Annotated in this window: 20 protein-coding genes and 1 rRNA gene; 7 read left to right on the top strand and 14 right to left on the bottom strand. The window is 72.3% G+C overall.

Going from position 1 to position 24,959, the window contains the following annotated elements; all coding sequences use genetic code 11:
- Both ABT118_RS05470 and ABT118_RS05465 read right to left on the bottom strand, forming a co-directional pair.
- Positions 1–1,132, bottom strand: a 16S ribosomal RNA gene (locus ABT118_RS05470); the annotation flags it as partial.
- Between the two features lie 520 nt (positions 1,133–1,652).
- A complete protein-coding gene (locus tag ABT118_RS05465) occupies positions 1,653–2,657 on the bottom strand; it encodes a stage II sporulation protein M (protein ID WP_350645063.1) in 1,005 nt (334 codons plus the stop codon).
- Between the two features lie 162 nt (positions 2,658–2,819).
- Here ABT118_RS05465 and ABT118_RS05460 point away from each other — a divergent pair, with 162 nt between their 5' ends.
- The gene (locus tag ABT118_RS05460) at positions 2,820–3,710 is read left to right on the top strand and encodes an RDD family protein (RefSeq protein ID WP_350645062.1); all 891 of its coding nucleotides are present in this window, start codon (positions 2,820–2,822) and stop codon (positions 3,708–3,710) included.
- A 23-nt stretch (positions 3,711–3,733) separates the two neighbouring features.
- Here the strand turns inward: ABT118_RS05460 and ABT118_RS05455 are convergent, their stop codons facing one another.
- Positions 3,734–4,366 (bottom strand): hypothetical protein, encoded by a 633-nt coding sequence (locus ABT118_RS05455; RefSeq protein ID WP_350645060.1) that lies wholly within the window; start codon positions 4,364–4,366, stop codon positions 3,734–3,736.
- A gap of 89 nt (positions 4,367–4,455) precedes the next feature.
- Here ABT118_RS05455 and ABT118_RS05450 point away from each other — a divergent pair, with 89 nt between their 5' ends.
- Together ABT118_RS05450 and ABT118_RS05445 are read left to right on the top strand one after the other, a co-directional pair.
- Entirely contained in the window at positions 4,456–4,971 is a 516-nt protein-coding gene (locus tag ABT118_RS05450) for a SigE family RNA polymerase sigma factor (RefSeq protein WP_350645058.1), read from the top strand.
- Positions 4,971–6,077 (top strand): hypothetical protein, encoded by a 1,107-nt coding sequence (locus ABT118_RS05445; protein ID WP_350645056.1) that lies wholly within the window; start codon positions 4,971–4,973, stop codon positions 6,075–6,077. Before ABT118_RS05450 ends, ABT118_RS05445 begins: the two co-directional genes overlap by 1 nt.
- A gap of 85 nt (positions 6,078–6,162) precedes the next feature.
- On the opposite strand, the gene ahcY is transcribed toward ABT118_RS05445, so the two are convergent.
- From ahcY to ABT118_RS05415, 6 genes are all read right to left on the bottom strand, one after another.
- Positions 6,163–7,611 (bottom strand): adenosylhomocysteinase, encoded by a 1,449-nt coding sequence (gene ahcY, locus ABT118_RS05440; protein WP_350645054.1) that lies wholly within the window; start codon positions 7,609–7,611, stop codon positions 6,163–6,165.
- A gap of 258 nt (positions 7,612–7,869) precedes the next feature.
- Positions 7,870–8,835, bottom strand: coding sequence for a cation diffusion facilitator family transporter (locus tag ABT118_RS05435; RefSeq protein WP_350645053.1), 966 nt, complete (start codon positions 8,833–8,835; stop codon positions 7,870–7,872).
- 104 nt (positions 8,836–8,939) lie between these two features.
- Positions 8,940–10,163 (bottom strand): SIS domain-containing protein, encoded by a 1,224-nt coding sequence (locus tag ABT118_RS05430; RefSeq protein ID WP_350645051.1) that lies wholly within the window; start codon positions 10,161–10,163, stop codon positions 8,940–8,942.
- Between the two features lie 29 nt (positions 10,164–10,192).
- Entirely contained in the window at positions 10,193–10,378 is a 186-nt protein-coding gene (locus ABT118_RS05425) for a Trm112 family protein (RefSeq protein ID WP_184918944.1), read from the bottom strand.
- 95 nt (positions 10,379–10,473) lie between these two features.
- Positions 10,474–11,859, bottom strand: coding sequence for a phosphomannomutase/phosphoglucomutase (locus ABT118_RS05420; protein WP_502884471.1), 1,386 nt, complete (start codon positions 11,857–11,859; stop codon positions 10,474–10,476).
- A gap of 67 nt (positions 11,860–11,926) precedes the next feature.
- Entirely contained in the window at positions 11,927–12,343 is a 417-nt protein-coding gene (locus ABT118_RS05415; protein WP_350645047.1) for a DUF3499 domain-containing protein, read from the bottom strand.
- A gap of 79 nt (positions 12,344–12,422) precedes the next feature.
- Here ABT118_RS05415 and ABT118_RS05410 point away from each other — a divergent pair, with 79 nt between their 5' ends.
- Positions 12,423–12,872, top strand: a complete 450-nt coding sequence (locus ABT118_RS05410) for a metallopeptidase family protein (protein WP_350645045.1) — start codon at positions 12,423–12,425, stop codon at positions 12,870–12,872.
- A gap of 59 nt (positions 12,873–12,931) precedes the next feature.
- Here the strand turns inward: ABT118_RS05410 and ABT118_RS05405 are convergent, their stop codons facing one another.
- The 3 genes from ABT118_RS05405 to ABT118_RS05395 all read right to left on the bottom strand — a co-directional run bounded on the left by ABT118_RS05405 (position 12,932) and on the right by ABT118_RS05395 (position 18,821).
- Positions 12,932–14,569, bottom strand: coding sequence for a DUF5719 family protein (locus ABT118_RS05405; RefSeq protein ID WP_350645043.1), 1,638 nt, complete (start codon positions 14,567–14,569; stop codon positions 12,932–12,934).
- Between the two features lie 9 nt (positions 14,570–14,578).
- The gene (locus tag ABT118_RS05400; RefSeq protein WP_350645042.1) at positions 14,579–18,385 is read right to left on the bottom strand and encodes a glycosyltransferase; all 3,807 of its coding nucleotides are present in this window, start codon (positions 18,383–18,385) and stop codon (positions 14,579–14,581) included.
- A 163-nt stretch (positions 18,386–18,548) separates the two neighbouring features.
- Complete coding sequence (locus ABT118_RS05395) at positions 18,549–18,821, bottom strand: WhiB family transcriptional regulator (RefSeq protein WP_350645041.1); 273 nt, start codon at positions 18,819–18,821, stop codon at positions 18,549–18,551.
- A gap of 673 nt (positions 18,822–19,494) precedes the next feature.
- Here ABT118_RS05395 and ABT118_RS05390 point away from each other — a divergent pair.
- The 3 genes from ABT118_RS05390 to ABT118_RS05380 are packed head-to-tail and all read left to right on the top strand — an operon-like array spanning position 19,495 to position 22,376.
- Positions 19,495–20,088, top strand: a complete 594-nt coding sequence (locus ABT118_RS05390) for a cysteine dioxygenase (RefSeq protein ID WP_350645040.1) — start codon at positions 19,495–19,497, stop codon at positions 20,086–20,088.
- Positions 20,089–20,130: 42 nt separating this feature from the next.
- Complete coding sequence (cofD, locus tag ABT118_RS05385; protein ID WP_350645039.1) at positions 20,131–21,090, top strand: 2-phospho-L-lactate transferase; 960 nt, start codon at positions 20,131–20,133, stop codon at positions 21,088–21,090.
- Positions 21,087–22,376, top strand: coding sequence for a coenzyme F420-0:L-glutamate ligase (locus tag ABT118_RS05380; RefSeq protein ID WP_350645038.1), 1,290 nt, complete (start codon positions 21,087–21,089; stop codon positions 22,374–22,376). Before cofD ends, ABT118_RS05380 begins: the two co-directional genes overlap by 4 nt.
- Before the next feature lie 8 nt (positions 22,377–22,384).
- On the opposite strand, the gene ABT118_RS05375 is transcribed toward ABT118_RS05380, so the two are convergent.
- Together ABT118_RS05375 and ABT118_RS05370 are read right to left on the bottom strand one after the other, a co-directional pair.
- A complete protein-coding gene (locus ABT118_RS05375; protein ID WP_350645037.1) occupies positions 22,385–23,293 on the bottom strand; it encodes a DNA-3-methyladenine glycosylase family protein in 909 nt (302 codons plus the stop codon).
- A gap of 49 nt (positions 23,294–23,342) precedes the next feature.
- A complete protein-coding gene (locus ABT118_RS05370) occupies positions 23,343–24,896 on the bottom strand; it encodes an LCP family protein (RefSeq protein WP_350645036.1) in 1,554 nt (517 codons plus the stop codon).
- Positions 24,897–24,959 lie beyond the last annotated feature (63 nt).

Below are 24,959 nucleotides of genomic sequence, written 5' to 3'. Positions count from 1 at the left end.
CCTGTGAGTCCCCATCACCCCGAAAGGCATGCTGGCAACACAGAACAAGGGTTGCGCTCGTTGCGGGACTTAACCCAACATCTCACGACACGAGCTGACGACAACCATGCACCACCTGTATACCGACCACAAGGGGGCGACTATCTCTAGCCGTTTCCGGTATATGTCAAGCCTTGGTAAGGTTCTTCGCGTTGCGTCGAATTAAGCCACATGCTCCGCTGCTTGTGCGGGCCCCCGTCAATTCCTTTGAGTTTTAGCCTTGCGGCCGTACTCCCCAGGCGGGGAACTTAATGCGTTAGCTGCGGCACCGACGACGTGGAATGTCGCCAACACCTAGTTCCCAACGTTTACGGCGTGGACTACCAGGGTATCTAATCCTGTTCGCTCCCCACGCTTTCGCTCCTCAGCGTCAGTAATGGCCCAGAGATCCGCCTTCGCCACCGGTGTTCCTCCTGATATCTGCGCATTTCACCGCTACACCAGGAATTCCGATCTCCCCTACCACACTCAAGCCTGCCCGTATCGAATGCAGACCCGGGGTTAAGCCCCGGGCTTTCACAACCGACGCGACAAGCCGCCTACGAGCTCTTTACGCCCAATAATTCCGGACAACGCTCGCACCCTACGTATTACCGCGGCTGCTGGCACGTAGTTAGCCGGTGCTTCTTCTGCAGGTACCGTCACTTGCGCTTCTTCCCTGCTGAAAGAGGTTTACAACCCGAAGGCCGTCATCCCTCACGCGGCGTCGCTGCATCAGGCTTTCGCCCATTGTGCAATATTCCCCACTGCTGCCTCCCGTAGGAGTCTGGGCCGTGTCTCAGTCCCAGTGTGGCCGGTCGCCCTCTCAGGCCGGCTACCCGTCGTCGCCTTGGTAGGCCATTACCCCACCAACAAGCTGATAGGCCGCGGGATCATCCTGCACCGCCGGAGCTTTCCACCAACCCCCATGCAGAGGAAGGTCATATCCGGTATTAGACCTCGTTTCCAAGGCTTGTCCCAGAGTGCAGGGCAGATTTCCCACGTGTTACTCACCCGTTCGCCACTAATCCACCCGAAGGCTTCATCGTTCGACTTGCATGTGTTAAGCACGCCGCCAGCGTTCGTCCTGAGCCAGGATCAAACTCTCCGTGAATGTCTGCGGGTAATCCCGCAACCACCGCGGAAGAGCGGCACGGCAACCAACCGGAATAGGGCGGTCCCGCGCACTGCGTCCTCGCTAGTGTTTTACTTCATAAAGGAATCTCCAACCCCACCAAAGGTGAGGCCGGGGATGTCAACATATCTGGCGTTGACTTTTGGCACGCTGTTGAGTTCTCAAGGAACGGACACTTCCTTCGAGCCGCTTATCAGGCGGACCCTCCGGGCGCTTCGTTCTTTCGTGTTTCCCAGCTTACCAGATCAATTTCGGCCGTTTTACCGGCTTCATTCGTTTCTGAATTCCCGCTGGGAGGGATTTGCCGAATCCGTGGCGGGCATCCGTGGATGCTCACTGCCTCGGCCTGGCGATGTTGTAGACATTAAACCTTCAAGGCGACTGTTGTCCAGTCGGTCTCAACCGTTCAAACCTACTAGCACATGTGGACCACGTCAATGGTTTTCTTGCGCTGATGAGAAGACTACCAGGTCAGCGGCCCTGTCCCGGACCACGCGCGCTACGCGGCGACCGGGTGCAGGTCCGCCTGATCGGCCGCATCGAGGTCGCCGGCGGCACCCGTGGCGGCGGCGCGGCGGCCGAGGACCAGGGCGTAGAGGAGGAAGAGGACCTCGGCGACCGCGCCGATGGTGATCCGGGCCCAGGTGGGGAGGCCGGAGGGGGTGACGAAGGCTTCGAGCAGGCCGCTGACGAAGAGGACGACCGTCAGGCCGATGGCCATGCCGATGACGGCGCGGCCCTCTTCGGCGAGGGCGGTGCCGCGGGGGCGGGGGCCCGGGTCGATGACGGTCCAGCCGAGGCGGAGGCCCAGGCCGGCGGCGACGAAGACGGCGGTGAGTTCGAGCAGGCCGTGCGGGAGCAGCAGGCCGAGGAAGAAGTCCAGGCGGCCGGCCGAGGCCATCAGGCCGAGGGCGACGCCGAGGTTCATCACGTTGCTGATCAGGACCCAGACCACCGGGAGGCCGAGGAAGATGCCGAAGATCAGGCACTGCGCGGCGATCCAGGCGTTGTTGGTCCACACCTGGGCGGCGAACGAGCTGGCGGGGTGGTCGGAGTAGTACGTCTCGTACGCGCCGCCGGACTTGGTCATCTGGCTGATCTGCTCGGGCGAGGCGACGCTCTCCCGGATCTCGGGGTGGGCGGCCACCCACCAGCCGACCAGGGCGGAGAGCAGGATCGACAGGACCGCGATCGGTATCCACCAGCGGCGCGAACGGTAGAGCGCGGCGGGGAAGCTGACGGTGAAGTAGCGGCCGGCGTCGCGCCAGGAGGTGGTGCGGGCGCCGGTGACCGCGCTGCGGGCGCGGGCGACCAGGGTGGTGAGCCGGCCGACCACGGTGGGGTCGGGGGCGGCGGACTGGACCTGGGCCAGGTGACTGGTGGCGCGTTGGTACAGGGTGACGAGTTCGTCGGCCTCCTCGCCGGTGAGGCGGCGGCGCCGGCTCAGGAGCTCCAGACGGTGCCACTCCGCCTGGTGGGCGGTGACGAAGACGTCGAGATCCATGCGGCGGTCTCCTGCGAGGTGTGGTTGACGGGTGGGCCCCGCCGGGTCGGGCTCAGCATGCCAGAGGGGAGGGCTGCTCTTCCCGGGGGTTTGGCAGCGCCGTATGTTGGCGGCTGGAGATCGCGGGGTGGGCCCGCCGGATCGGACGGGCGGGGTGCGGCAGTGAGTGAGCTGGTGACGGGCGAGGCGGTCGTCCTCGGACTGCGGTCGGCCAAGCTGCCGAGTCGGGCGCTGGCGATCTGGCTGGATCTGCTGGCCGAGTCGGCCGTGCTGATCGGCCTGCTCTTCCTGCTGGACGCGACGCTGACCGAGGTGGACGACGCCGCTGCGGCGGCGATCTCGCTCGGGACGATGGTGTTCTGCCTGGTGGGCGTACCGGTGCTGGTGGAGACGCTGACGCGCGGGCGGTCACTGGGGAAGCTCGCGTTCGGACTGCGGGTGGTGCGGACCGACGGCGGACCGGCCCGGTTCCGGCACTCGCTGGTGCGGGGGCTGGTGGGCTTCGTCGAGCTGCTGATGTTCATGGGTGTCCCGGCGATGATCTGCTCGCTGGTCTCGCCGGAGGGCCGACGGCTCGGGGACGTCTTCGCGGGCACCCTGGTGGTCCGGGAGCGGGTACCGGGTTCGGGTCGGGGCGAGGGCGTGATGCCGGTGCTCGCACCGGAGTTGATGCAGGGACTGGGCCCCGGTCTGGTCGCGCTGGACCTCTCGGCGGTGCCGGAGGGGCTCTGGCTGACGATCCGGCAGTACCTGGGGCGGATCGGCCAGCTCGACCCGGCGGTCGGCCACGGCATGGCGCTGCGGCTGGTCGGTGACCTGGTCGCCTGCACCGGACAGGCCGCGCCGTACGGGGTGCCCCCGGCGTCCTACCTGGGCGCCGTGCTGGCGGAGCGGCAGCGGCGGGAGTGGGAGCGCTCGGTGGCGCACCGCCCGCAGACCTACGCCGCTCCCCCGGCCCCGACCGCACCGACCGCTACCGCTGCACCCCCGGTGGCACCGCCGCCCGCGCCCGGGCCGACGGCTCCGCCCACCGGCTTCGCGCCGCCGGCCTGAGCCGCCGCCGGTCTGAGAGAGCGTCAGGCGTAGTACTCCGTCGGCCACTGGTTGGGCGGGGACTCCAGCTCCTCCAGCTCGATGCCCGAGGCGGCGAGCACCACGTCCCCCGCCAGGTGGACGATTTGCTGCTCGCCGGTCTCCAGGTCGGCGACCTGGTACTGCTCGACCTGGAGCGGGCCCGAGTCGGTGTCGTGGGTCTGCACGGACTCCAGCAGCCAGCCCTGGTCGAGCGTGCGCGGGGCGAGCACCGGATCGGTGAAGGCGACCAGCCGGACCCGGGAGCTGCTGCCCGGACGGAGCTTCAGCAGTCGCGCGGTGGCGACCAGGAAGCCCGGCGACGAGCCGGTGAAGCCGTGTGCCCGGTCGTGGCCCTCGGCCGCGTGCTCCGGTCCGCCGTCGGCTGCCGTCCGGACCCAGGTCACGCCGTCGACCGCGCCACCGCGCACCTGCCAGCCGCCGGCCCGCAGTTCGAGCCGGAGCGGGCGGGCCCGGGAGTCCAGGGTCAGGTCGGTGGTGGCCAGCACGCTGCCGTCGGGGGCGTAGGTCTTGGAGACGTAGCGCCAGCCGGCCGGGCCGGGGGCGCAGCTGAAGCGTTCCTCGCCGAGCGGCAGGTGGTCGTGGGTGTCGTGGTGCAGGTAGCGGCCGTTCGGCATGGGGGAAGCCTACGTGCAACCTTTCCGGGACCCGGCCGCATCAGGGAGTCGGGTGGTGCACCGATGCACCGCCGGAGGGGGGATGGCCGATGGCGGAGCACGCACGCGACGCCGAGTTCACCGCGTACGTGGCGGCGAGGTCCGGGTGGCTGCGCAAGGTGGCGTACCTGCTGTGTGCGGACTGGCACCGGGCGGACGACCTGGTGCAGGAGAGCATCACCAAGCTGTACGTGAACTGGCACCGGGCCGGGCGGGCCGAGAACCGGGACGGCTACGCCAGGAAGGTCCTGGTCAACACCTTCCTGGCCGAGCAGCGCACCTCCTGGTGGCGGCGGACCGACCGGACGGCGGTGCCCGAGCGGGCGCTGTTCGCGGGCGGTGACCTGGAGCTGGCACTGGACCTGCGCCGGGCGCTGGCCGAGCTGCCGCCCCGGCAGCGCGCGGTCGTGGTGCTGCGCTACTACTGCGACCTGACCGTCGATCAGACGGCGGACACCCTCGGCTGCTCGACCGGCAACGTGAAGAGCCAGTGCTCCCGCGGCCTGGCGGCGCTCCGGCGCACGCTGCCGACGGCCGGGCCCGCCCTCTCGGAAGGAGCCGTGTGATGACGGACGACTTTTCCCCGCTCAGGGCGGGGTTGGAGGCCATGGTGGAGATTCCCGGACCGGTCAGCGGGGTGGACCTGCAGCGGGCGCAGCGGGACGGGCGGGCGCGGCTGCGCCGCCGTCGGCAGGGGCTGGCGGTGGCCGGCGCCACGCTGGCGGTCGGAGCCGTGCTGACGGTGACGCTGGTGGCCTCCGGCGGCACCGGGGGCGCGGTCGGCCCGGCGATGGGAGCCTCGGGCTCCCCCAGCCCCAGTGCCACCGGCCCCAGCCGCGCGGCGTCCGCACCGGTGGTGTCGCAGACCACCGCGTCGTACACCGGGCGGGACCCGCTGACCGTGGAGGCCGACTTCGGCTGGCTGCCGAGCGGGATCGACGACGTCCGGTACCAGCTCGCGTTCGACGGCATGACCGTCCACGCGACCTCCTCCCGGGCTGCGGTCAACGACGCCCGGGCGACGATGTTCCGGCTGCGGGCCTATCCGGCCGGGGTGACGCCCGAGCTGTCCGGCTCCGTGGTCGGGTCGCAGGCGGTCAGGGTGGCCGCGCCCGCGGTGAACGGCCAGGAGGCGTACCGGGTGACGTCCGACGGCCTGGCGGACACGGAGGGCCCGAACCTGCTCCGCTGGAGGAGTGCGGACGGGCGCTGGCTGGAACTGGAGAGCGGCTACCTCGACCGGGCGGACCGTGAGCAGGTGCCGTTGCGGATCGCCGCCGGTGTCAGGCTGGAGCGGCGTGCGCTCCCGCTGCCGGTCCGGATCCGGGACGTCCCGGCGGGTGTGGTGCTCAGCTCGGCGAGCTTCGAACGCCGGACCGAGTCCGGGAAGGAGACCTGGCGGCTGCTGCTGAACCACTCCACGCCGGCCGGGTACTTCTCCACCCTGGTCGTTCCCGCCATGGCGCACCCGAGCGGGACGCCCACGGCGCCGGGCGGGTCGATCGACACCGGCGAGCGGGAGGACTGCAGGCCCGATCAGGGCCTGGAGATCTGCGTCGCGTCCATCCAGGACGCCGCGCTCGGCCCGGTGGGCGGGCTGCAGGGCTGGCTGGGGAAGGTCTCCCTGCTCGGCACCGACCCGGCCAAGTGGACCACCGACGTGGTCGACTGACGGCCCGTCCGACGCGACGGGGGAACGGGGAACGCCCGGTGCCGAGCGGCACCGGGCGTTCGTCCGTGCCGGGGCACGGAGGGGATCAGTAGCGGTACTGCTCCGCCTTGTACGGGCCCTCGACCGGGACGCCGATGTAGTCGGCCTGCTCCTGGCTCAGGACGGTGAGCTTGACGCCCAGGGCGTCCAGGTGGAGGCGGGCGACCTTCTCGTCCAGGTGCTTGGGGAGCACGTAGACGCCGACCGGGTACTCCTCGGTCTTGGTGAAGAGCTCGATCTGCGCGATGGTCTGGTTCGCGAAGGAGTTCGACATCACGAAGGAGGGGTGGCCGGTCGCGTTGCCGAGGTTCAGCAGGCGGCCCTCGGACAGCAGGATGATGGTGTGGCCGTCGGCGAAGCGCCACTCGTGTACCTGCGGCTTGACCTCGGTCCTCACGATGCCCGGGAGCTTCGCGAGACCGGCGATGTCGATCTCGTTGTCGAAGTGGCCGATGTTGCCGACGATCGCCTGGTGCTTCATCTTCTCCATGTGCGAGGCAAGGATGATGTCCTTGTTGCCCGTGGTGGTGATGAAGATGTCCGCGATCGAGACGACCTCTTCCAGGGTGGTGACCTGGTAGCCGTCCATCGCCGCCTGCAGGGCGCAGATCGGGTCGATCTCGGTGATGATGACGCGGGCGCCCTGGCCGCGGAGCGACTCGGCCGAGCCCTTGCCCACGTCGCCGTAGCCGCAGACGACGGCGACCTTGCCGCCGATCAGGACGTCGGTGGCGCGGTTGATGCCGTCGATCAGCGAGTGGCGGCAGCCGTACTTGTTGTCGAACTTCGACTTGGTGACCGCGTCGTTGACGTTGATGGCCGGGAACAGCAGCTTGCCGTCACGGTGCATCTCGTACAGGCGGTGGACACCGGTGGTGGTCTCCTCGGTGACGCCCTTGATCGTGGCCGCCATCTCGGTCCACTTGCTCGGGGCGTCCTTGAGGGTGCGGTTGAGCACCTCGAGGATGAGGCGGTACTCGTCGTTGTCCGCGGTGGACGGGTCCGGGGCCTCGCCGGCCTTCTCGAACTCGACGCCCTTGTGGATCAGGAGGGTGGCGTCGCCGCCGTCGTCCAGGATCATGTTCGGGGTCAGGCCGTTCGGCCAGGTGAGCGCCTGCTCGGTGCACCACCAGTACTCCTCCAGCGTCTCGCCCTTCCAGGCGAAGACCGGGACACCGGCGGGGTTCTCGGGGGTGCCCTCGGGGCCGACCGCGATGGCGGCGGCCGCGTGGTCCTGGGTCGAGAAGATGTTGCAGGAGCACCAGCGGACCTCGGCGCCGAGGGCGACCAGGGTCTCGATCAGGACGGCGGTCTGCACGGTCATGTGCAGCGAGCCGGTGATCCGGGCGCCGGCCAGCGGCTTGGTCGCCGCGAACTCCTTGCGGATCGACATCAGACCGGGCATCTCGTGCTCGGCGAGCTGGATCTCCTTGCGGCCGAAGGCGGCAAGCGAGAGGTCGGCGACCTTGAAGTCACCGTTGAGGTTGGTCGACATGCGGAACTGCTCCTCAGCTGCTGTGGGAAAGGGCCGGTCACGGGTGTGCTGGGGCGGCAGGACGCCCGGTTGCTCGGCGTACTGCTCCCGCGCACGATCCGTCGGAGGACCTCTCTCCCTCGACCGGGGACCCGGGCTCGCCGGGGACCACCGATCGACCGCCATCAGCAGCGACGTTTGGCACTGCTGACGAATCTACACCGATGGCGTATTCGCACGGGATTCGTACGGGTGGATTCGGCCGGATCCGATGGTCCGTCAGTGCGTGGGACCGCCGGGGGTGGCCGCCGGGTCGAGGCCCTCGGCCTCCTTCTCCGCGCTGTAGATGTCCGGCTCCAGGTAGATCACCCGGGCGATCGGGACGGCCTTGCGGACCCGGGCCTCGGCCAGGTCGATCGCCGCGGCCACCTGGACGGCACTGTCCTCCGCGTTGACGCCGATCTTCGCGGCGACCAGCAGCTCCTCGGGGCCGAGGTGCAGGGTGCGCATGTGGATGATCCGGGTGACCGAGTCGTGGTCGACCAGTGCGGCCCGGATCTTCTGCACGTCGTTCTTGTCGGCGGACTCGCCGATCAGCAGGCTGCGGGTCTCCAGCGCCAGCACCACCGCGATGACCACCAGCAGGACGCCGATGGAGAGGGTGCCGATGCCGTCCCACACCCCGTCACCGGTGACCACGGTGAGGCCGACCCCGAACAGCGCGAGCACCAGGCCGATCAGTGCGCCGAAGTCCTCCAGCAGCACCACCGGCAGCTCGGGCGCCTTGGCCCGGCGGATGTACTCGACCCACCCCAGGCTGCCCTTGGACTTGCGCCCCTCGGTGATCGCGGTCCAGAACGACCAGCCCTCCGCCAGGATGGCGAACACCAGCACGCCGACCGCCCAGTACCAGCCGTGCAGCTCGTGCGGGTGGCGGATCTTCTCCACGCCCTCGTACACGGCGAACAGGCCACCGACGCTGAACAGCACGATGGAGACCACGAAGGCGTAGATGTAGCGCTCGCGGCCGTAGCCGAACGGGTGCTCCTCGTCGGCCGTCCGGGCCGCCCGCTTGCTGCCCACCAGCAGCAGCACCTGGTTGCCGGAGTCCGCCACCGAGTGGACGCCCTCGGCCAGCATCGACGACGAGCCGGTGAAGGCGAACGCCGTGAACTTGCTCGCGGCGATCGCCAGGTTCGCGGACAGCGCCGCAACCAGTGCCTTGGTGCCGCCTTCGGTGCTCATGCTGGGGTGGTGTCCCTCCGACTGGGCCGGTGCACCGCACCGGCCGACGCTCAGCTTGCCGACCGCACAGAGTATCCCGGTGCCGCAAGGCTGCTGAGCTCCGGTCAGTCCCGCGTGGCGGCCAGGCCGAGGTAGACCGCCGCGAAGTCGGTCAGCGCGGTCAGCTCGGCCAGCGCCTGGAGCGGATCGGCCAGCGCGCTGCGGTACTCGGTCAGCCGGACGTCGTGCGCCTCGGCCAGCCGGTACGCCCGGCGGACCGGGAAGCTCGGCTCCGGCACCTCGGCCTGGTCCTCCTCCGCCGGATCGGCGGCGCGGCCCGGGGTCTGACGGAGCAGCAGCACCTGGAGCAGCAGCGGGTCGGGCTCGTCCACCCGGTCCCGGAAGAAGTCGTCCGGATCGGCACCGGAGCCGAGCTGGCCGACGAACATGCCCCGGTGGGCGGTCAGCACCTGCGGCAGCGCACCGGCCAGCGCCGGCCGCCCGGCCCGGTCGGCCAGCATGGCGGCGAACCGCTCGGCCACCGCGGTCGCCACCGGGCCCTCGGCCCAGAGCAGCGGGACGGTGCCGGAGAGCTTGCCCGCCAGGTCCTTGGCCGGGTTCACGTACGCGGCCGCGTCCGGACGGCAGCGGACCGCCGTCTCGTCCAGCCGGTCGGCGGTGGACTGCAGGGCGCCGGGCGGCAGTTGGGTCACGCCGAGCTTCTCGGCCAGGGCCAGCAGCGGGGCCAGCAGCGCCCAGAGCGCGCCGGGGTCCAGCGCGGGGAGGTCCGGTTCGGCGTCGGCCTCCTGATCGGCCGGGTCGACCGCGGACGGTGCGTACGGCAGCGGCAGGCCGCGGACCTGGTGGGCGGCCTCGGTGAGCGGGCTCTGCGCCGGGGCGATCACCACCACCGCGCAGCCGCGCGCGTACGCCTGCTGGGCCAGGCCGATCAGGCCCTGCTCGGTGCCGTCGATGGAGGCGATCACCAGCAGGTCGACCGGGCCGACCCAGCCCGGCAGCTGCCAGCTCAGCCCGGCCGAGAAGACCGGGTCGGCGGCCGCGCGGTCGCGCCGGACCGGCTCGGCGTCGGTGGGCGGCAGCGGGAGCACCTGGGTGGTCCCGGCCGCCAGGGCGGCCAGGGCCGCGCCGGCGGCGAGGGCGCTGCCGTGCCCCGCCACCAGCAGGGTGCGGGGCCGTCCGTCCGGGCGCAGGGCCGCGAGCCCCGCGTCGTCGGCCAGGCGCAGTGCGGTCCTGACCCGCGCTCCGGCGCCCGCGAGGGCGAGCAGGGCGCGGTCGCGGTCGGCGCGCTGGAGGGCGGCCGGGTCGTCGAGCAGACTGTCGTCGATCATTGCGGCTGGCCTCCGGCCTTGTACTCGGTTCAGGAGGGGCGGCGGGCCTCGTCCACCAGGAGCACCGGGATGCCGTCGCGGACCGGGTAGACCAGGCCGCAGCTCTCACCGGTGCAGCGCAGCTCGCGCTCCTCGCCCTTGCTCTCCTCGGCGAGCGCGGAGTGGCACTCGGGGCAGACCAGGATCTCCAGCAGGAAGGACGGCAGGCTGCTCATGGGTCGTCAGGCTCCAGAGGTCGGTACACGGTGCGCCGGTACAGCGGTGCCCCGGCCGGTGGCAACCATACCGGCCGGGGGTCGGGCCGGTGGTGTCAGGCGCGGATGAGGGTGAGGACGGTGTCGCGGACGGTGGCCATGGTGGTGGCGTCGTCGGCTTCGACGTTGAGGCGTAGCAGGGGTTCGGTGTTGGAGGCGCGGAGGTTGAGCCACCAGGTGGGGGTGGTGATGGTGAGGCCGTCGAGGGTGTCGGTGGTGGTGTGGGGCAGGTCGGCGTAGTGGTCGGCGACCAGGGCGGTCGCCGCCTGTTGGTCGGTGACGGTGGAGTTGATCTCGCCGGATTCGGTGTAGCGGTTGTAGCGGGTGGTGAGTGCGGAGAGGGGTTGGTCCTGGTGGCCGAGGGCGGCCAGGACGTGGAGGGCGGCGAGCATGCCGGTGTCGGCGCGCCAGAAGTCGCGGAAGTAGTAGTGGGCGGAGTGCTCGCCGCCGAAGACGGCGCCGGTCTCGGCCATCTCCTGCTTGATGAAGGAGTGCCCCACCCGGGTGCGGACGGGGGTGGCGCCGAGTTCGCGGACGACCTCGGGGACGGTGCGGGAGGTGATCAGGTTGTGGATGACGGTGGGGTTCGCCTCGCCGGCGGCCTGGGCGCGGGTGATCTCGCGGGCGGCGACCAGGGCGGTGATCGCGGAGGGGGAGACGGGCTCGCCGCGTTCGTCGATGACGAAGCAGCGGTCGGCGTCGCCGTCGAAGGCCAGGCCGAGATCGGCACCGGTCTCGACGACCTTGGCCTGCAGGTCGACCAGGTTGGCCGGGTCCAGCGGGTTCGCCTCGTGGTTGGGGAACGTCCCGTCCAGCTCGAAGTACAGCTCCACCACGTCCAGCGGGAGTCCGGCGAAGACGGTGGGGACGGTGTGGCCGCCCATGCCGTTGCCCGCGTCGACGACCACCTTCAGCGGGCGGATCGCGCTCAGGTCCACCAGCCCCAGCAGATGGTCGGCGTAACCACGCAGGCTGTCCGCCGCCGACAGCCCGCCCGGCTTCACGTCCAGGGCCGGCACGGTCACCGTGTCGTCCGCACCAGTCCAGGACTCCACCAGTTCGCGGATCTCGGTCAGGCCGGTGTCCTGGCCCACCGGTGAGGCACCCGCGCGGCACAGCTTGATCCCGTTGTACTGGGCCGGGTTGTGCGAGGCGGTGAACATCGCGCCCGGCAGGTCCATCGACCCCGACGCGTAGTACAGCTGGTCGGTCGAGCACAGCCCGATCTCCACCACATCCGCACCCGACGCCGCGGCACCCTCAGCGAACGCCCGCGACAACCCCGGCGACGAGGGACGCATGTCATGCCCCACCACCACCGCCGAAGCACCCACCACCCGCACGAACGCCGCACCGAAAGCGAACGACAACGACTCGTCCCACTGATCCGGCACCACACCACGAACGTCGTACGCCTTCACCAGCTGCTTCAGGTCCCGCACAACCACTCCACCTGTTGGGTACTCAGACGAGGGCAGCGTACCCGCAGGTGACGAACGGTCGGTGAGCTCAGCTGTCGGGCGAGCGGAGCACCCGGAGGTGGCCGCGGCGGCCCGCCTCGGTGGGATCGGACTCGGACATCCGGCCCGGTCGCGGCGGCTGGGGCCGGGCCGCCTCGCGGACGGCGTTGGCCAGGGCTTCCAGATCGTCGCTGGAGCGGCGCAGCGGGCCGACGTCGGCGGCCAGCCGGACCACCTCCCAGCCGCGCGGGGCGGTCAGGCGCTCGGCGTGCTCGGCGCACAGGTCGTAGCAGTGCGGCTCGGCGTAGGTCGCGAGCGGGCCCAGGACGGCGGTCGAGTCCGCGTAGACGTACGTCAGCGTCGCGACGGCCGGTCGGCCGCACGCGGTCCGCGAACAACGACGTACAGAGCTCACGAGGGTGGACGGTACCGCACTCCTGACCAGGCCGCGAAGACCCTCCCCCACCGAGTGTCACGTGTCGGCGACATGGGCCCGGCCGGGGTAGTCCACTTCCGGGCCTCCAAGGACTACGCTCGACTCTGATATGGACAGCTCCGCACCCCAATCACCGGCCGACCCGCCTCGGCGCCGCAGGCATCGTGACCGGCACGGCCGTGGCCTGCGAGGGCCGCTGGCACCTCCTCAGGTGCCCATCTCGCTGACCCGGTCCGAGCTGTTCGACGACTACGTGCGGGAGTCGGTGGAACGGCTGGAACGGCGATGGCCGCAGCTGATCGACGTCGAGTTCGCCGTACAGGAGGTACCGCTCGCCGACCCGGGGGCGGCCGAGCCGGAGGCCGTGCCGCTCGGGCGGGTGATCACGGCCGGGCAGGGCCGGAAGAGCCGGATCATCGTCTACCGGCGGCCGGTGGAGATCCGGGTCAAGACCCGGGACGACCGGGCCGCGCTGGTGCACGAGATCCTGATCGAGCAGGTCGCGGACCTGCTCGGGCTCTCGCCGGACGCGATCGATCCGCGCTACGACGAGGAGTAGCACCGTCGGAGCCCGGGGAACCGCGAGGTCGGCCTCGCGGTTCCCCGGGCTCCGGAGGGTTAGCGGAGCAGGACCGCGGGGTCCTGGTCGGCGTGCGGGACGCTGACGGTGCTGCGGTCGTCGCGGAAGGACTGGACGGTGAACATCGGGACGTCCTTCAGCGGGATCGCGAGCATCCGGGCGGCCATCACGGGGCCGCCGGAGACGGTTTCGACGGTGAGGCCGAACGAGCCCTTGAGGTCGGCCGGTTCGGGGGCCGGGAGGGAGACGGTGGCACCGGCCGGGAGGTCGATCTCCTTGGTGGTGGGGGTGCCGCCGCCGCTGCCCGCCGAGGCGGTGACCCTGACCTTGGCGGCGGCTTCGCCGGTGGAGGTCAGGTAGAGGGTGGTGACGCCGCCGCCCCGGTTGTCGGCCAGGCTCGCGCGCAGGCCGACGGGTACCGCTCCGGAGAGCCAGGCCGCGTCGGACTTGCCGTTGCCGCCCCGGTCGATCCGGATGGTGGCGACGACCGGGGTCGGGTGGGCGGGGTCGGAGGGGCTCAGGCGGATCGCGCCGGGCTCGCTCCGGGTGATCTGACCGAGGTCCACGGCGGTGACCATGCCCGCCTTGACGTGGACGGTCTCGAAGCCGGCCGGGGTGAACCAGCCGTTCTTGCCCGAGACCTGGACCTTGAGGTCGGCGTCGTCGTCGCCGGGGGCGGCCACCACCAGGTGGGCGGTGCCCGCGTCGGCGGCCAGGCCGGGCACCACCTGGGTGGGTGCGGGGTCGGCCGAGGCGGGGATCCAGTCCGAGCCCTTGTTGCCGTCGGCCGCGTGCAGCGCGGCGCCGATCCGGCCGCTCCGGGCCACCACGTGGATGGCCAGGTCCTTCTGGTCCTTGACCAGGATGGGCAGCCGGATCGCCTGCGAGGTGCCGGGCGCGACCGTGAAGCCGTCGGCGCCGTCGACCGTGATCGGGCCCTTGTCGCCGTAGAGCTTGAGGTCGACCACGGCGGCGATGGAGTCGGAGTTGACCAGGCTGACGTAGTCCACCCGATCCCCCGCGGTGCTGGCACCGGCGAACCAGAAGCTGGTGCCCGAGGCCGTGCAGTCGATGCCGGAGAGTCCGAGGCCCTGCTGGTCGGGGACGACGGTGGTCTGGCCGACGCTGAAACCGGGGGCGAAGGCGCCGGTGCCGACCGCGAAGGTGCCGGGGGCGCTGTCGTTGTTGAGCGCCGGACCCTGGACCGGTACGCCGACCTTGGCCAGCGCGACCTGGGCGTCGAGGGGGGCGGTGTTCGCGGGGTCGGCGGCGGGGCTCGCGGCCGGGGCCGAGGGAGCTGCCGGGGCCGAGGGGGCCGCTGACGGTGCGGCCGTCGCCGGGGCGTGCGGGACGACGTTCATCAGGGCGCCGTACCCACCGGTGGCGGTGCCGCCGGCCGGGGTGAAGAGCGAGAGCGTGGTGGCGCCGACGATGCCCTGGAGCGGCTGCGGGCAGACCTTCGCGGTGCGCTCCACCTGGGCGGAGGTGGCCTGGCCGTTCACCGCGTCGGCCGCGCCGACCGGCGGGCGGAGCTCGGCGATGCCGAACACCGCGCCGAGCACGACGGCACCGGCCAGCAGCGAGGTGCCGGTACGGCTGCCGCCGAGCGCCTTGAGGTCGGGTGCCTTGAGGCTCGGTGCCTTGAGGCTGGGCGTCTTGAGCGTGGGCTTCTTCATGACGGTGGGTCAGCTCCCCGATCCGTGCCGGTACGGCTGGCCGTAAGGGTCGTTGGGGTCGTAGTAGGGCTCCTGCTGCGGCTGTTCCGGCAGCCAGGTCTGCTGCTCGGTCTGCTGCTGCACCGGCTGCTGCGCCTGCTGCTCGTAGCCCTGGTACTGCTGCTGGTCGTAGCCGGCGTACTGGTCGTAGCCGTACTGCGGCTGCTGCTCGTACCCGTAGGGCGCGGCGGGCTGCTGCTGGACGGCGTACTGGTCCCAGCTGTAGGGGTCGGCCTGCTGGTACGGGTCCTGGTACTGCTCGGCCACCGGCTCGGGTGCCGGTTCCGGCTCGGCGGCCGACTGCTGCGGGATGGCGGCGTAGACGCCGGTCTGCGGGTCGCCGTCCTCGCCCTCGCCCTCGCCGCGTTCGGCGAGGCGGCGGGCCCGGCGGCTGCCGGGGACGGGTGCCTGGGCCTGGGCGGCGGCGGCCAGCGCGGCGGCGGCCACCACCTCCTCGGGCAGGTCGTCGTCGTTGTGGTTGCGGCGGCCGGGCAGGGCGAGCACCAGGACGGTGGCGCCGAGCAGGAGCTGGGCCCAGATCCAGCCGGTGTGCAGCAGGCCGGACTCGCGGGTGACGTCCAGTCGGCCGCCGCCGGCGGGCAGCTTGAAGCCCTGCGCCCAGCCGTCCAGGGTGACCGGCTCGAGCGCGGTGCCGCCCAGGGTGGCGGTCCACTTCGGGTCGGCCTGCTCGGCCAGCCGCAGCACGCGGCCCTCCGGGCCGGCCGGCAGCTCGCCCTGCACCTCGCGGGCGCCGGACGGGAGCGGGGTGGCGGTGCCCTTGGCGTCGACGATCACGGCCCGGGTGGCCGGGGCGCCGGTGACCTGCCAGAGCGCGATGCCGTTCTCCTGGCTGAGCTTGGTCAGGCCGGGGGTGGTGTCCAGGACGTCCCTGACCTTGGGGGTCAGCGGGTCCTTCACCTCGACGTAGCCGATGCCGGAGCCGGCCAGCTCCTTGGCCTGCTCGCCGCCGGAGCCGGCCAGCAGGCGGCCGACCAGGCCGGTGAGGCGGCCGCCGGGGTCGTTGGCGGCGTCCACGGTGCCCTCGGCCTGACCGAGGGTCAGGCCGGCCCCGCGGACCAGGGCGTAGCGGACGGCGGCGGCCTGGGCGTCGCCGCTGATCACCAGGGTGCGGGAGCGGTCGGTGCTGCCGGCCTCCTCCGCGATGAAGGCGGGCACCTGGTCCGAGGCGGTCCGGCGGAGCGGGCCCTCGGCGCCGGTGACGGCCCACCAGACGGCGGTGCCGAGCGGTGCGAGCACCGCGGCGGCCAGCACCAGGGCCGCGACCGGCTGGCGCCAGCCGAACGCGATCCCGGCGACCCGGGTGTTGGCGCCGTCGGCGCCGATCGCGGCGGCGGCGATCAGCGCGACGCCGGTCAGCAGGGTGGCGGGGCCGGCCCAGGCGGCCACCGGCGCGCCGCCGGAGGCCGGGGTGACGGCGGTGCCGGCCACCGCGACGGTGAAGAGCAGCCCGGCGGCGGCGGCGCCCCAGGCGGCCAGGACGGCGCGGCGGCGGTCGGCCCGGAGCAGCGCGGCGAGTGCGGCGAGCACCACGCCGGCCGAGAGCCAGACCGGCGGCACCCCGGCGCCGCCGGGGTTGACCAGGATCAGGCCAAGCGGGTCGGCGGCCGCGCCGGTCAGACCGGGCAGGCCGGCTTCGAGCAGCAGCCGGGAGGGGTGCGCGAGCACGTGCAGCGACCAGGGGGCGAGCACCAGCACCGGGGCGCCGAGGATCACCAGCACCCGCAGGCCGAGCAGGCGCAGCGCCTCGCCGCCGGAGCCGTACGCCCCGCCGCGGAGCACCGCGTGGGTGAGTGCGGCCAGGCAGAGCGGCACCGCGATGGCCCAGGTGAGCGGGACGAAGGCGGTGCAGACGGTGAGCATCAGCACGGTCATCCAGCTGGACCGCCAGCCGGGGCGGGCGCCCTTGGCGGCGGTCTCGGCGCGGATGCCGAGGCCGGCGCTGACCGCAGCGGCGCGGGCCAGCGGCGGCAGCAGCACGGCGAGCACGGCGGTGCCGATCCGGCCCTGGGCCAGCGCGCCGGTGGCGGCGGGCAGCAGGGCGTACCCGGCGCTGGCCCAGGCGCGGACCAGCTTGGACTCGATCAGCGGGCGGGAGACCAGGTAGGCGCTGACCGCGGCGAGCGGGATGGCCAGCATCAGCAGCAGCGCGACCGCGAGGTCGGCGTTGCCGAAGGTCAGCCCGGAGAGCACGGCGAGCACGGCCAGGTACGGCGGCGCGGTGGCGGTGGAGCCGGTGCCGACCGGGTGCCAGCCGTCGGCGTACATCGACCACAGGCCTGACGCACCGTCGGCGGCGGGCAGCAGGGCGCCGCCGAGCAGGGTGCCGCTGCCGAGCAGGTCGCGGCCGGCGATCAGGGCGAAGATCAGCAGGGCGGTGAAGAGCAGCGGGGCGGGGCGCTTGGCGAGCTTCTTGAGCAGGGTGAACTGCTCGACCACCAGGTCGTCGGCGTCATCGTCGCCCGGGCCCGACTCGACCGAGCCGTGCCGGCCGGCGCCGGAGTCGTCGCCGCCGCCGATGCCGAGTGAGCCGATCATGCCCTCGACCGCGAGCCGTGCGGTCGCGCCGGGGGCGGGGAAGAGCGTCCGGTCGTCGAGCGCGTCCCCGGACCTGGTCCGGGCCCGGCGTTTGCGGGCGAGCAGCAGCCGGGGCAGCCGGACCAGTTCGTGGCCGAGCCCGGCGAGTTCGTCGAAGGCCTGCCGGGGGTCCTTGCCGATCACGTTGACCAGCACCCGGAACAGGGTGCCGAGCACCAGCCGGAGCAGCACGTACGGGAAGAGCAGGCCCTTGGAGTTGGCCAGCAGGGTGTAGACGGCGCCGGCCTTGTCGAGCCGGTGCGGGTGGGCGGCGCCGCAGTCGATCGCGCGGCGTTCGCGGCTGGCCGCCTCGGCGTGCCGGAGCACGGCGTCGGGGGCGACCACCACCCGGTGGCCGGCCGCGTTGACCCGCCAGCAGAAGTCGGTGTCGTCCCGCATCAGCGGGAGCGCCTTGTCGAAGCCGCCGAGCTCCTCGAACACGTCGCGGCGGACCAGCATGCCGGCGGTGGAGACGGAGAGCACCGGGCGGACCTGGTCGTGCTGGCCCTGGTCCTGCTCGCGGCGGTCCAGGCCGGTCCAGCGGCGGCCGGAGCGGGCGATGGTGACGCCCACCTCGAGCAGCTGCCTGCGGTCGTACCAGCTGCGCAGCTTGGGGCCGACCACGGCGGCGCTCGGGGTGGAGTCGGCGACCTGGAGCAGCCGGCGCAGGGCGTCGGTCTGCGGCTCGCAGTCGTCGTGCAGCAGCCAGAGCCACTCGACCGGCTGGGTCTCGCGCGGGCCGCCCCGGCCGAGGTCGTCCTCGGCGCCGAGCGGGTCGCCGAAGTCGTCCCAGCCGCCGGTGACCGGGTCGTACCCGGACGGGTCGAGGCTGTACGGGAGGTCCTCGGGGCGCAGCGGCGGGCTGTTGAAGACGGCCTGGCCGACGGCGGTGCCGAAGCCGGAGCGGCGGCCGAGGATCAGCGGGCCGCTCTCGGGCAGCCAGTCACCGAGGGTGTCCTGGAGCAGCTGCGGCGAGGTGTCGGTGGAGCCGGTGTCCACGGCGAGGATGCGCTGGACCTGGCGGTCCTGGCCGAGCAGCCCGGCCAGGGCCTGCGGGAGCCAGCGGGCGCCGTCGTGCGAGACGATCACGGCGGTGACCAGGTGGCGCGGGTACGCGGGCGGGCGGGCTGCGGAGAAGCCGCTCTGGTGGCTGTAGACGGTCATCGAGTGCGTGGGCCCCAAGCTTCTCAGTGGACGCGGCCGAGGACGGCGAAGTCAGGTGGCGCACCACACTAACGGCTCTCGATGGCGGGCTTGCGCCCGGAGTGTGCACAGAAGGTGCCCAAACATGCGAAAGCGCCCCACCGTCATTCGGTGAGGCGCTGCACAGAACGGTGAGCGGGTGTCAGACCGCGCTCTTCTTGAGGCGCCGGCGCTCCCGCTCGGAGAGACCGCCCCAGATGCCGAAGCGCTCGTCGTTCGACAGGGCGTACTCGAGGCACTCGGACCGGACCTCGCAGGCGAGGCAGACCTTCTTCGCCTCGCGGGTGGAGCCGCCCTTCTCCGGGAAGAAGGACTCCGGGTCGGTCTGAGCGCACAGCGCGCGCTCCTGCCAACCGAGCTCCTCTTCGTCCTCTTCGATGCCCTCACCGATCAACAGCTCAAAGAGCTCGCTCATCTGGCGCGCCTCCTCTGCCCCTTGTGGCGTCCCCGTGGTGTTGCCGTTGCCTGGAGCGGCGGAACGACACGAGTGAAATTACATGTGCGTCACTCTGGCTCAGTCAAGCCGAGCTCTGGTATTGGGCCGAGGATTCACTCCCTGGAACCAAGGCACTACGATAAGTGTACATATCCGGACATCCGTGACAGGACGCCCAGATGGGCCTCAACCAGTCGGAATCACCCGGTGACTGACAGGCAGTCAACCTGACGCGCACTCACCCCGACCACCCGCCGAACGGGGGGACGCCGGAACGAATCACGCTGGTTGCCTGGTCACCGGCTGCCTTCCCGGCGATCTTCACATCGAAACATAGAGGGTGATTTATCACCCCATCCGGTGGTTCGAGGGTGATCTGACCCGAATGTCCCCCCAGTTGGGTTGACACTCGCACCCCTCTTGCGGTCTCCTTGCACGCATGTCAGAGTTCGCCACCCCTCGGAGCCGCCGCCAGGCGCTGCTCCGTCGTGCCGCGAGCTCGCTCTGTTGTCGCCTCTGTTCCTGTATCTAGGCGCTCGCGTCCCACCGCGCGCCGCCCAGGAACACCGAGGCCGCCCGCGCGACAGTCCCCCTCTGAATCCCCGCGGATCGGCTGACCACCCGCCGACCTACCGCTCCGAGGATTCACACCGTGCGAATGCCCCGCCTCCGCAAGCGCAATCGTGATCGTTCCAAGCAGACCGCCGTCACCGTCGTCCCGCCCCGCAGGTGGACCGACGGCCTGAGCGACGTCTCCATCGCCGGCGACCCGCTGGCCTTCTCGCACCTGGCCCGTACCGACCTCCCGCAGCACCCCGGCACCGTCGCCGACTACGCCCGGCTGGTCCGGGAGATCGCCGCCGACCGCTCCCGCTGGGAGCCGCTGGTCCGCTACGACGCCCTCACCCGCTGGTACTCCCGGCTGGAGACCGGCCCGGGCTATGAGGTCTGGCTGCTCAGCTGGCTGCCCGGCCAGAGCAGCGGCTTCCACGACCACGGCCAGTCCTCCGGCGTCATGACGGTGCTCCAGGGCGAGCTGGTCGAGCGCTCGCTCACCCACGCCGGCGAGGGCACCCGCCCGCTCCGGCCCGGCGGCCAGCGGGTCTTCTCGGCCGGGTACCTGCACGAGGTGGTCAACGCCTCGCTGGAGCCCGCCGTCTCGATCCACCTCTACTCGCCCGGCCTGGTCGAGATGAACCAGTACGGCGCCTCCGTCGCCCCGGAGACCCGGGTCGAGTCGCACTGACCCCGGGCCCGCACCCACCGGCCCGCCTGGCAGGATGAGCGCATGCGCATCGTGGCACTGGCAGGCGGGATCGGTGGGGCGCGTTTCCTGCGCGGACTCCGGGAAGTGACCGGCCCTCAGGACGAGATCACCGTCATCGGCAACACCGGGGACGACATCCACCTCTTCGGTCTCAAGGTCTGTCCGGACCTCGACACCGTGATGTACACCCTCGGCGGTGGCATCCACGAGGAACAGGGCTGGGGCCGGGCGGACGAGACCTGGTCGGTCAAGGAGGAGCTGAAGGCGTACGGCGTCGGGCCCGAGTGGTTCGGCCTCGGCGACCGGGACTTCGCCACCCACATCGTGCGGACCCAGATGCTCGGCGCGGGCTACCCGCTCAGCGCCGTCACCGAGGCGCTCTGCGACCGCTGGCAGCCCGGGGTGCGGCTGCTGCCGATGAGCGACGACCGGGTCGAGACCCACGTCCGGATCACCGACGAGTCCGGCCCCCGGGTGGTGCACTTCCAGGAGTACTGGGTCAAGCTGCACGCCGCCGTGGCCGCCGAGGCGATCATCCCGGTCGGTGCCGAGACCGCCAAGCCCGCCCCCGGCGTGCTGGAGGCGATCGCCGAGGCGGACGTGATCCTGCTCCCGCCGTCCAACCCGGTGGTCTCGATCGGCACCATCCTGGCCGTCCCCGGCATCCGGCAGGCCGTCAGCAAGGCCGCCGCCCCCGTGGTCGGGCTCTCCCCGATCATCGGCGGGGCACCGGTGCGCGGGATGGCCGACAAGGTGCTGGCCGCGGTCGGCGTGGAGACCACCGCCTCGGCAGTCGCCCTGCACTACGGCGCCGAACTGCTCGACGGCTGGCTGGTGGACGCCGCCGACACCGCCTCGGTCGAACCGGTCGAGGCCGCCGGGATCGCCTGCCGGGCCGTCCCGCTGCTGATGACCGACGTCGCGGCGACCGCGGCGATGGCCCGGGCCGCACTGGAGCTGGCCGAGCAGGTCCGGACGTGATCTCGGTCCTGCCGGTCGGCGGGCTGCCGGAGATCACCGCCGGCGCGGACCTGGCCGAGCTGATCGCCAAGGCCGGGACGTTCGAGGACGGCGACATCCTGCTGGTCACCTCGAAGATCGTCAGCAAGGCCGAGGGCCGGCTGCTGCACGCCGCCGACCGGGAGGCCGCGATCGACGCCGAGACGGTCCGGGTGGTCGCCCGGCGCGGCCCGGCCCGGATCGTCGAGAACCGGAACGGCATGGTGCTGGCGGCGGCCGGCGTGGACGCCTCCAACACCGCCCCCGGCACCGTGCTGCTGCTGCCGCTCGACCCGGACGCCTCCGCGCGGGCCCTGCGGGCCCGGCTCCAGCAGCTGACCGGCCGTCGGCTGGCCGTCCTGGTCACCGACACCTTCGGCCGCCCCTGGCGCAACGGCCTGACCGACGTGGCGATCGGTGCCGCCGGGCTCTCCGTCCTGGACGACCACCGCGGCCGGCGGGACAGCCACGGCAACGAGCTCGCCCTGACCGTCACCGCCACCGCCGACGAACTGGCCGCCGCCGGCGACCTGGTGAAGGGCAAGACCAGCGGCGTACCGGTCGCCGTGGTGCGCGGCCTGAGCACCCTGGTGACGGCCGGGGACGGCGAGGGCATCCGCCCGATGATCCGGCCGGCCGTCGACGACATGTTCCGGCTGGGTACCTCCGAGGCGCTGCGGCAGGCGGTCACGCTGCGCCGCACCGTCCGCTCCTTCACCGCCGAGCCGGTCGACCCGGCCGCCGTCCGCCGCGCGGTGGCGGCCGCCGTGACCGCGCCGGCGCCGCACCACACCACGCCGTGGCGGTTCGTGCTGCTGGAGACCGCCGAGGTACGGACCCGGCTGCTCGACGCGATGCTCGCCGCCTGGCAGCGGGACCTGCGCGAGCTGGACGGCTGGGACGACGCCAAGGTGGCCCGGCGCACCGCCCGCGGCGACGTGCTCCGGGACGCGCCGTACCTGGTGGTGCCCTGCCTGGTGCTGGACGGGGCGCACGACTACCCCGACGCGCGGCGGGCCGCCGCGGAACGCGAGATGTTCACCGTCGCGATCGGCGCCGCCGTGCAGAACTTCCTGGTCACCCTGACCGGCGAGGGCTACGGCTCCGCCTGGGTCTCCTCCACCATGTTCTGCCGCGACACCGTCCGCGCGGTCCTCGACCTCCCCGACGGCTGGGACCCGATGGGCGCCGTCGCCGTCGGCCGGCCGGCCGAGGCGCCGAGGGAGCGTCAGGAGCGGTCGGCGGACGCCTTTCTGACGGTCCGCTGAACCGACCCCTACCGGCCGCGGTGGTCGTTGGGGGTGAGGCGGGGGCCGTAGCGCGGGGCCCGGGTGCCGCTGAGGCCGATCAGGCGGCAGAGGCGGTGGCGGTGGCCGGCGTACGGGGCGAGCAAGGCGAGCATCTGGGCGTCGTCGCTGCGGGGCCGGCCGGCCAGGGCCCAGCCGATCAGGTTGGGGAGGTGGTAGTCGCCGACCGAGACCGCGTCGGGGTCGCCGTTGCTGCGCTGCAGGGTCTCGGCGGCGGTCCAGTGGCCGATCCCGGGTACGGCGGTGAGCCGGGCGAACGCCTCCGCGTGCGGCAGCGCGGCGGCCTCCTCCAGCCGGGGCGCCAGCCGGGCGGCCCGCACCACGGTGGCGGAGCGCTTGGGGTCGACCCCGGCCCGGTGCCACTCCCAGCTGGGGATCAGCGCCCACTCCCGGGCCGACGGCGCCACCCGCAGGCCGACCGCCGGGCCGGGTGCGGGGGTGCCGAAGTCGCGCAGCAGGGTGCGCCAGGAGCGGTACGCCTCGTCGGTGGTGACCTTCTGCTCCAGGATCGCGGGGACCAGCGACTCCAGCACCAGCCCGGTCCGGACCAGCCGGACGCCCGCGTGGGTGCGCTGGGCCTCGCGCAGGGGGCCGGGCGGCAGCACCAGGCCCGACGGGTCGTCACCCTCCCCCAGCAGCACCGGCAGCCGCTCCAGCAGCCAGCCGGCACCGGGGCCCCAGGCCTGCCCCTCGACCTCGCCGGCCCGGACGGTCAGCCGCAGCGTCCCGATCCCGCCCGGCGTCCGGGAGGCCCGCCAGAGCGCGCCGTCCGGGTCGGTCCGGTACGCCGGGTCGGCGGGGCCGCGCCGCAGCGGCAGCAGCGTCCGGCCGAGGTCGAGCGGGAATCCGGGCCGCCAGCGTCGTTCTGCGTCCGGCACTTCCGCCACCACCTCTCCGTTCCGCACCGCACCCTACGCGCGGAGGGCGTCAGTAGGTGTAGATCCGCCCCTGCGGGTTGACGGTCATGCAGGACTTGTCGTCGTCGGCGGTGACCGCCTCGGCGGACTTGGGGAGCTGGGTCGGTGCGACGGCGACCGGGAAGGTGGTGCCGGTCGGCCAGTCCGCGCCGATCACCAGGGCCAGCGTCCTCCCGGTACCGGACTCCTTGAGCGCGGTGGGCGGCAGGCCGAGCGCGGCGGCGACCGCCTGGGCCTGGGCCGCCTGGGCCGGGGCGTACGTGAGCTGGGTGGCGGCCTGGCTGCCGCCGCCGCCCGGGGCGGTGGCGCCGGTGAAGCCCAGGGCGTTGAGCGCGGTCCGGACGTCCTTGGCGCGGAGCTCGGCGCCGGAGGCGTTCTGCACGGTGAGCTGGATGCTGCTCTTGACCACCTGGGCACCGGGCGCGGGGGTGGGCGAGGCGGCCGGGCTCGGCGGGGCGTCGGCGGGGGCCGGGCCCTTGTCGTCGAGCGGGCGGTCGGCCAGCAGCAGCTTCCAGATCTGGTCGCTGTCGGGCTGCTTGAGGTCGAGCCGGTCGGCGTTGCTCTTCGCGGTGACCACCGGGACGGTGAGGGTGCTGATCCGCTCGGTCGGGACGGCGCGCAGCTCGGTGCCGAGCTCGTACAGCTTTCGGATGTCGGCCAGCGGCTTGTCGACGCTGAGCGACTTGGTGGCGGCCTCGGCCAGGCCCATCAGCCGGCCCGGGTCGGTGAGCGAGCCCTTGGCCTTCAACTCCCGCACCATCGCCGAGAGGTACAGGTGCTGGGCCTTGGTGCGGCCGATGTCGTCGCCCCAGGCGTCCCGGACCCGGAGCCACTTGAGCGCCTGCTCGCCCTTGATGTAGGTGGTGCCCTTGGGGAGCTTGAGGTCGGTGCCGCCGATGCCCTTCTGGTACCGGTCCCAGAGGTTCATGTTGACGCAGACCGGCACCCCGCCGACCGCGTCGGCCATGCTGGCCACGCCGGCGAAGTCGACCATCATGTAGTGGTCGATGTGCACCTTGGTGAGCTCGGTCCAGGTGCCGACCAGGCAGCCGGGGCCGCCCCGGGCCAGCGCCTCGTTGATCATCCGCTTCTTGACCGCGGGGAAGTTCTGCTTCCCGTCCTCGCTGCGGCAGGCGGGGATGTCCACCAGGGTGTCGCGCGGGATGCTGATCAGCGAGGCGTTGCTGCGGTCGGCCGCGACGTGCAGCAGCATCTGGACGTCCGCCAGCCCGGGCCGCCCGGCCTCGTCGGCCGAGCCGCCGAGGGCGATGTTGGCGGCGGAGCCCCGGTTGTCGGTACCGATCAGCAGGATGTTCAGCGGGGTCTGCCCGGCCGCGTTCGGCGCGGTCTTCTCGCCGGTCACGTCGCTGAGGTTGAGCTGGCCGGCCTGGAAGTTGCCGTTCAGCTTCTGGTAGTACCAGTACCCGGCGCCGCACCCCGCCGCCAGCAGGAAGCCGAGCACCAGCGCGGTGATCCGCAGCCAGCGGCGCTTCCGGGGGCGGTCCTGGGCCGCGCGCCGAGCGGCGGCCCGGCCACCCGCCGGGCGCGTCTCAACGTTCGTCATCGGCCGGTCCCCCCGCTCAAGTGGTCGACCCCCCGTAGGCCACCTGTTCGGAACCTACCCGAG

This window comes from Kitasatospora sp. NPDC002040, from assembly GCF_040296785.1.
Lineage (GTDB): Bacteria > Actinomycetota > Actinomycetes > Streptomycetales > Streptomycetaceae > Kitasatospora.
The sequence above is the reverse complement of the archived record's forward strand: the minus strand, read 5'-3'. Positions and strand labels throughout refer to the sequence as shown.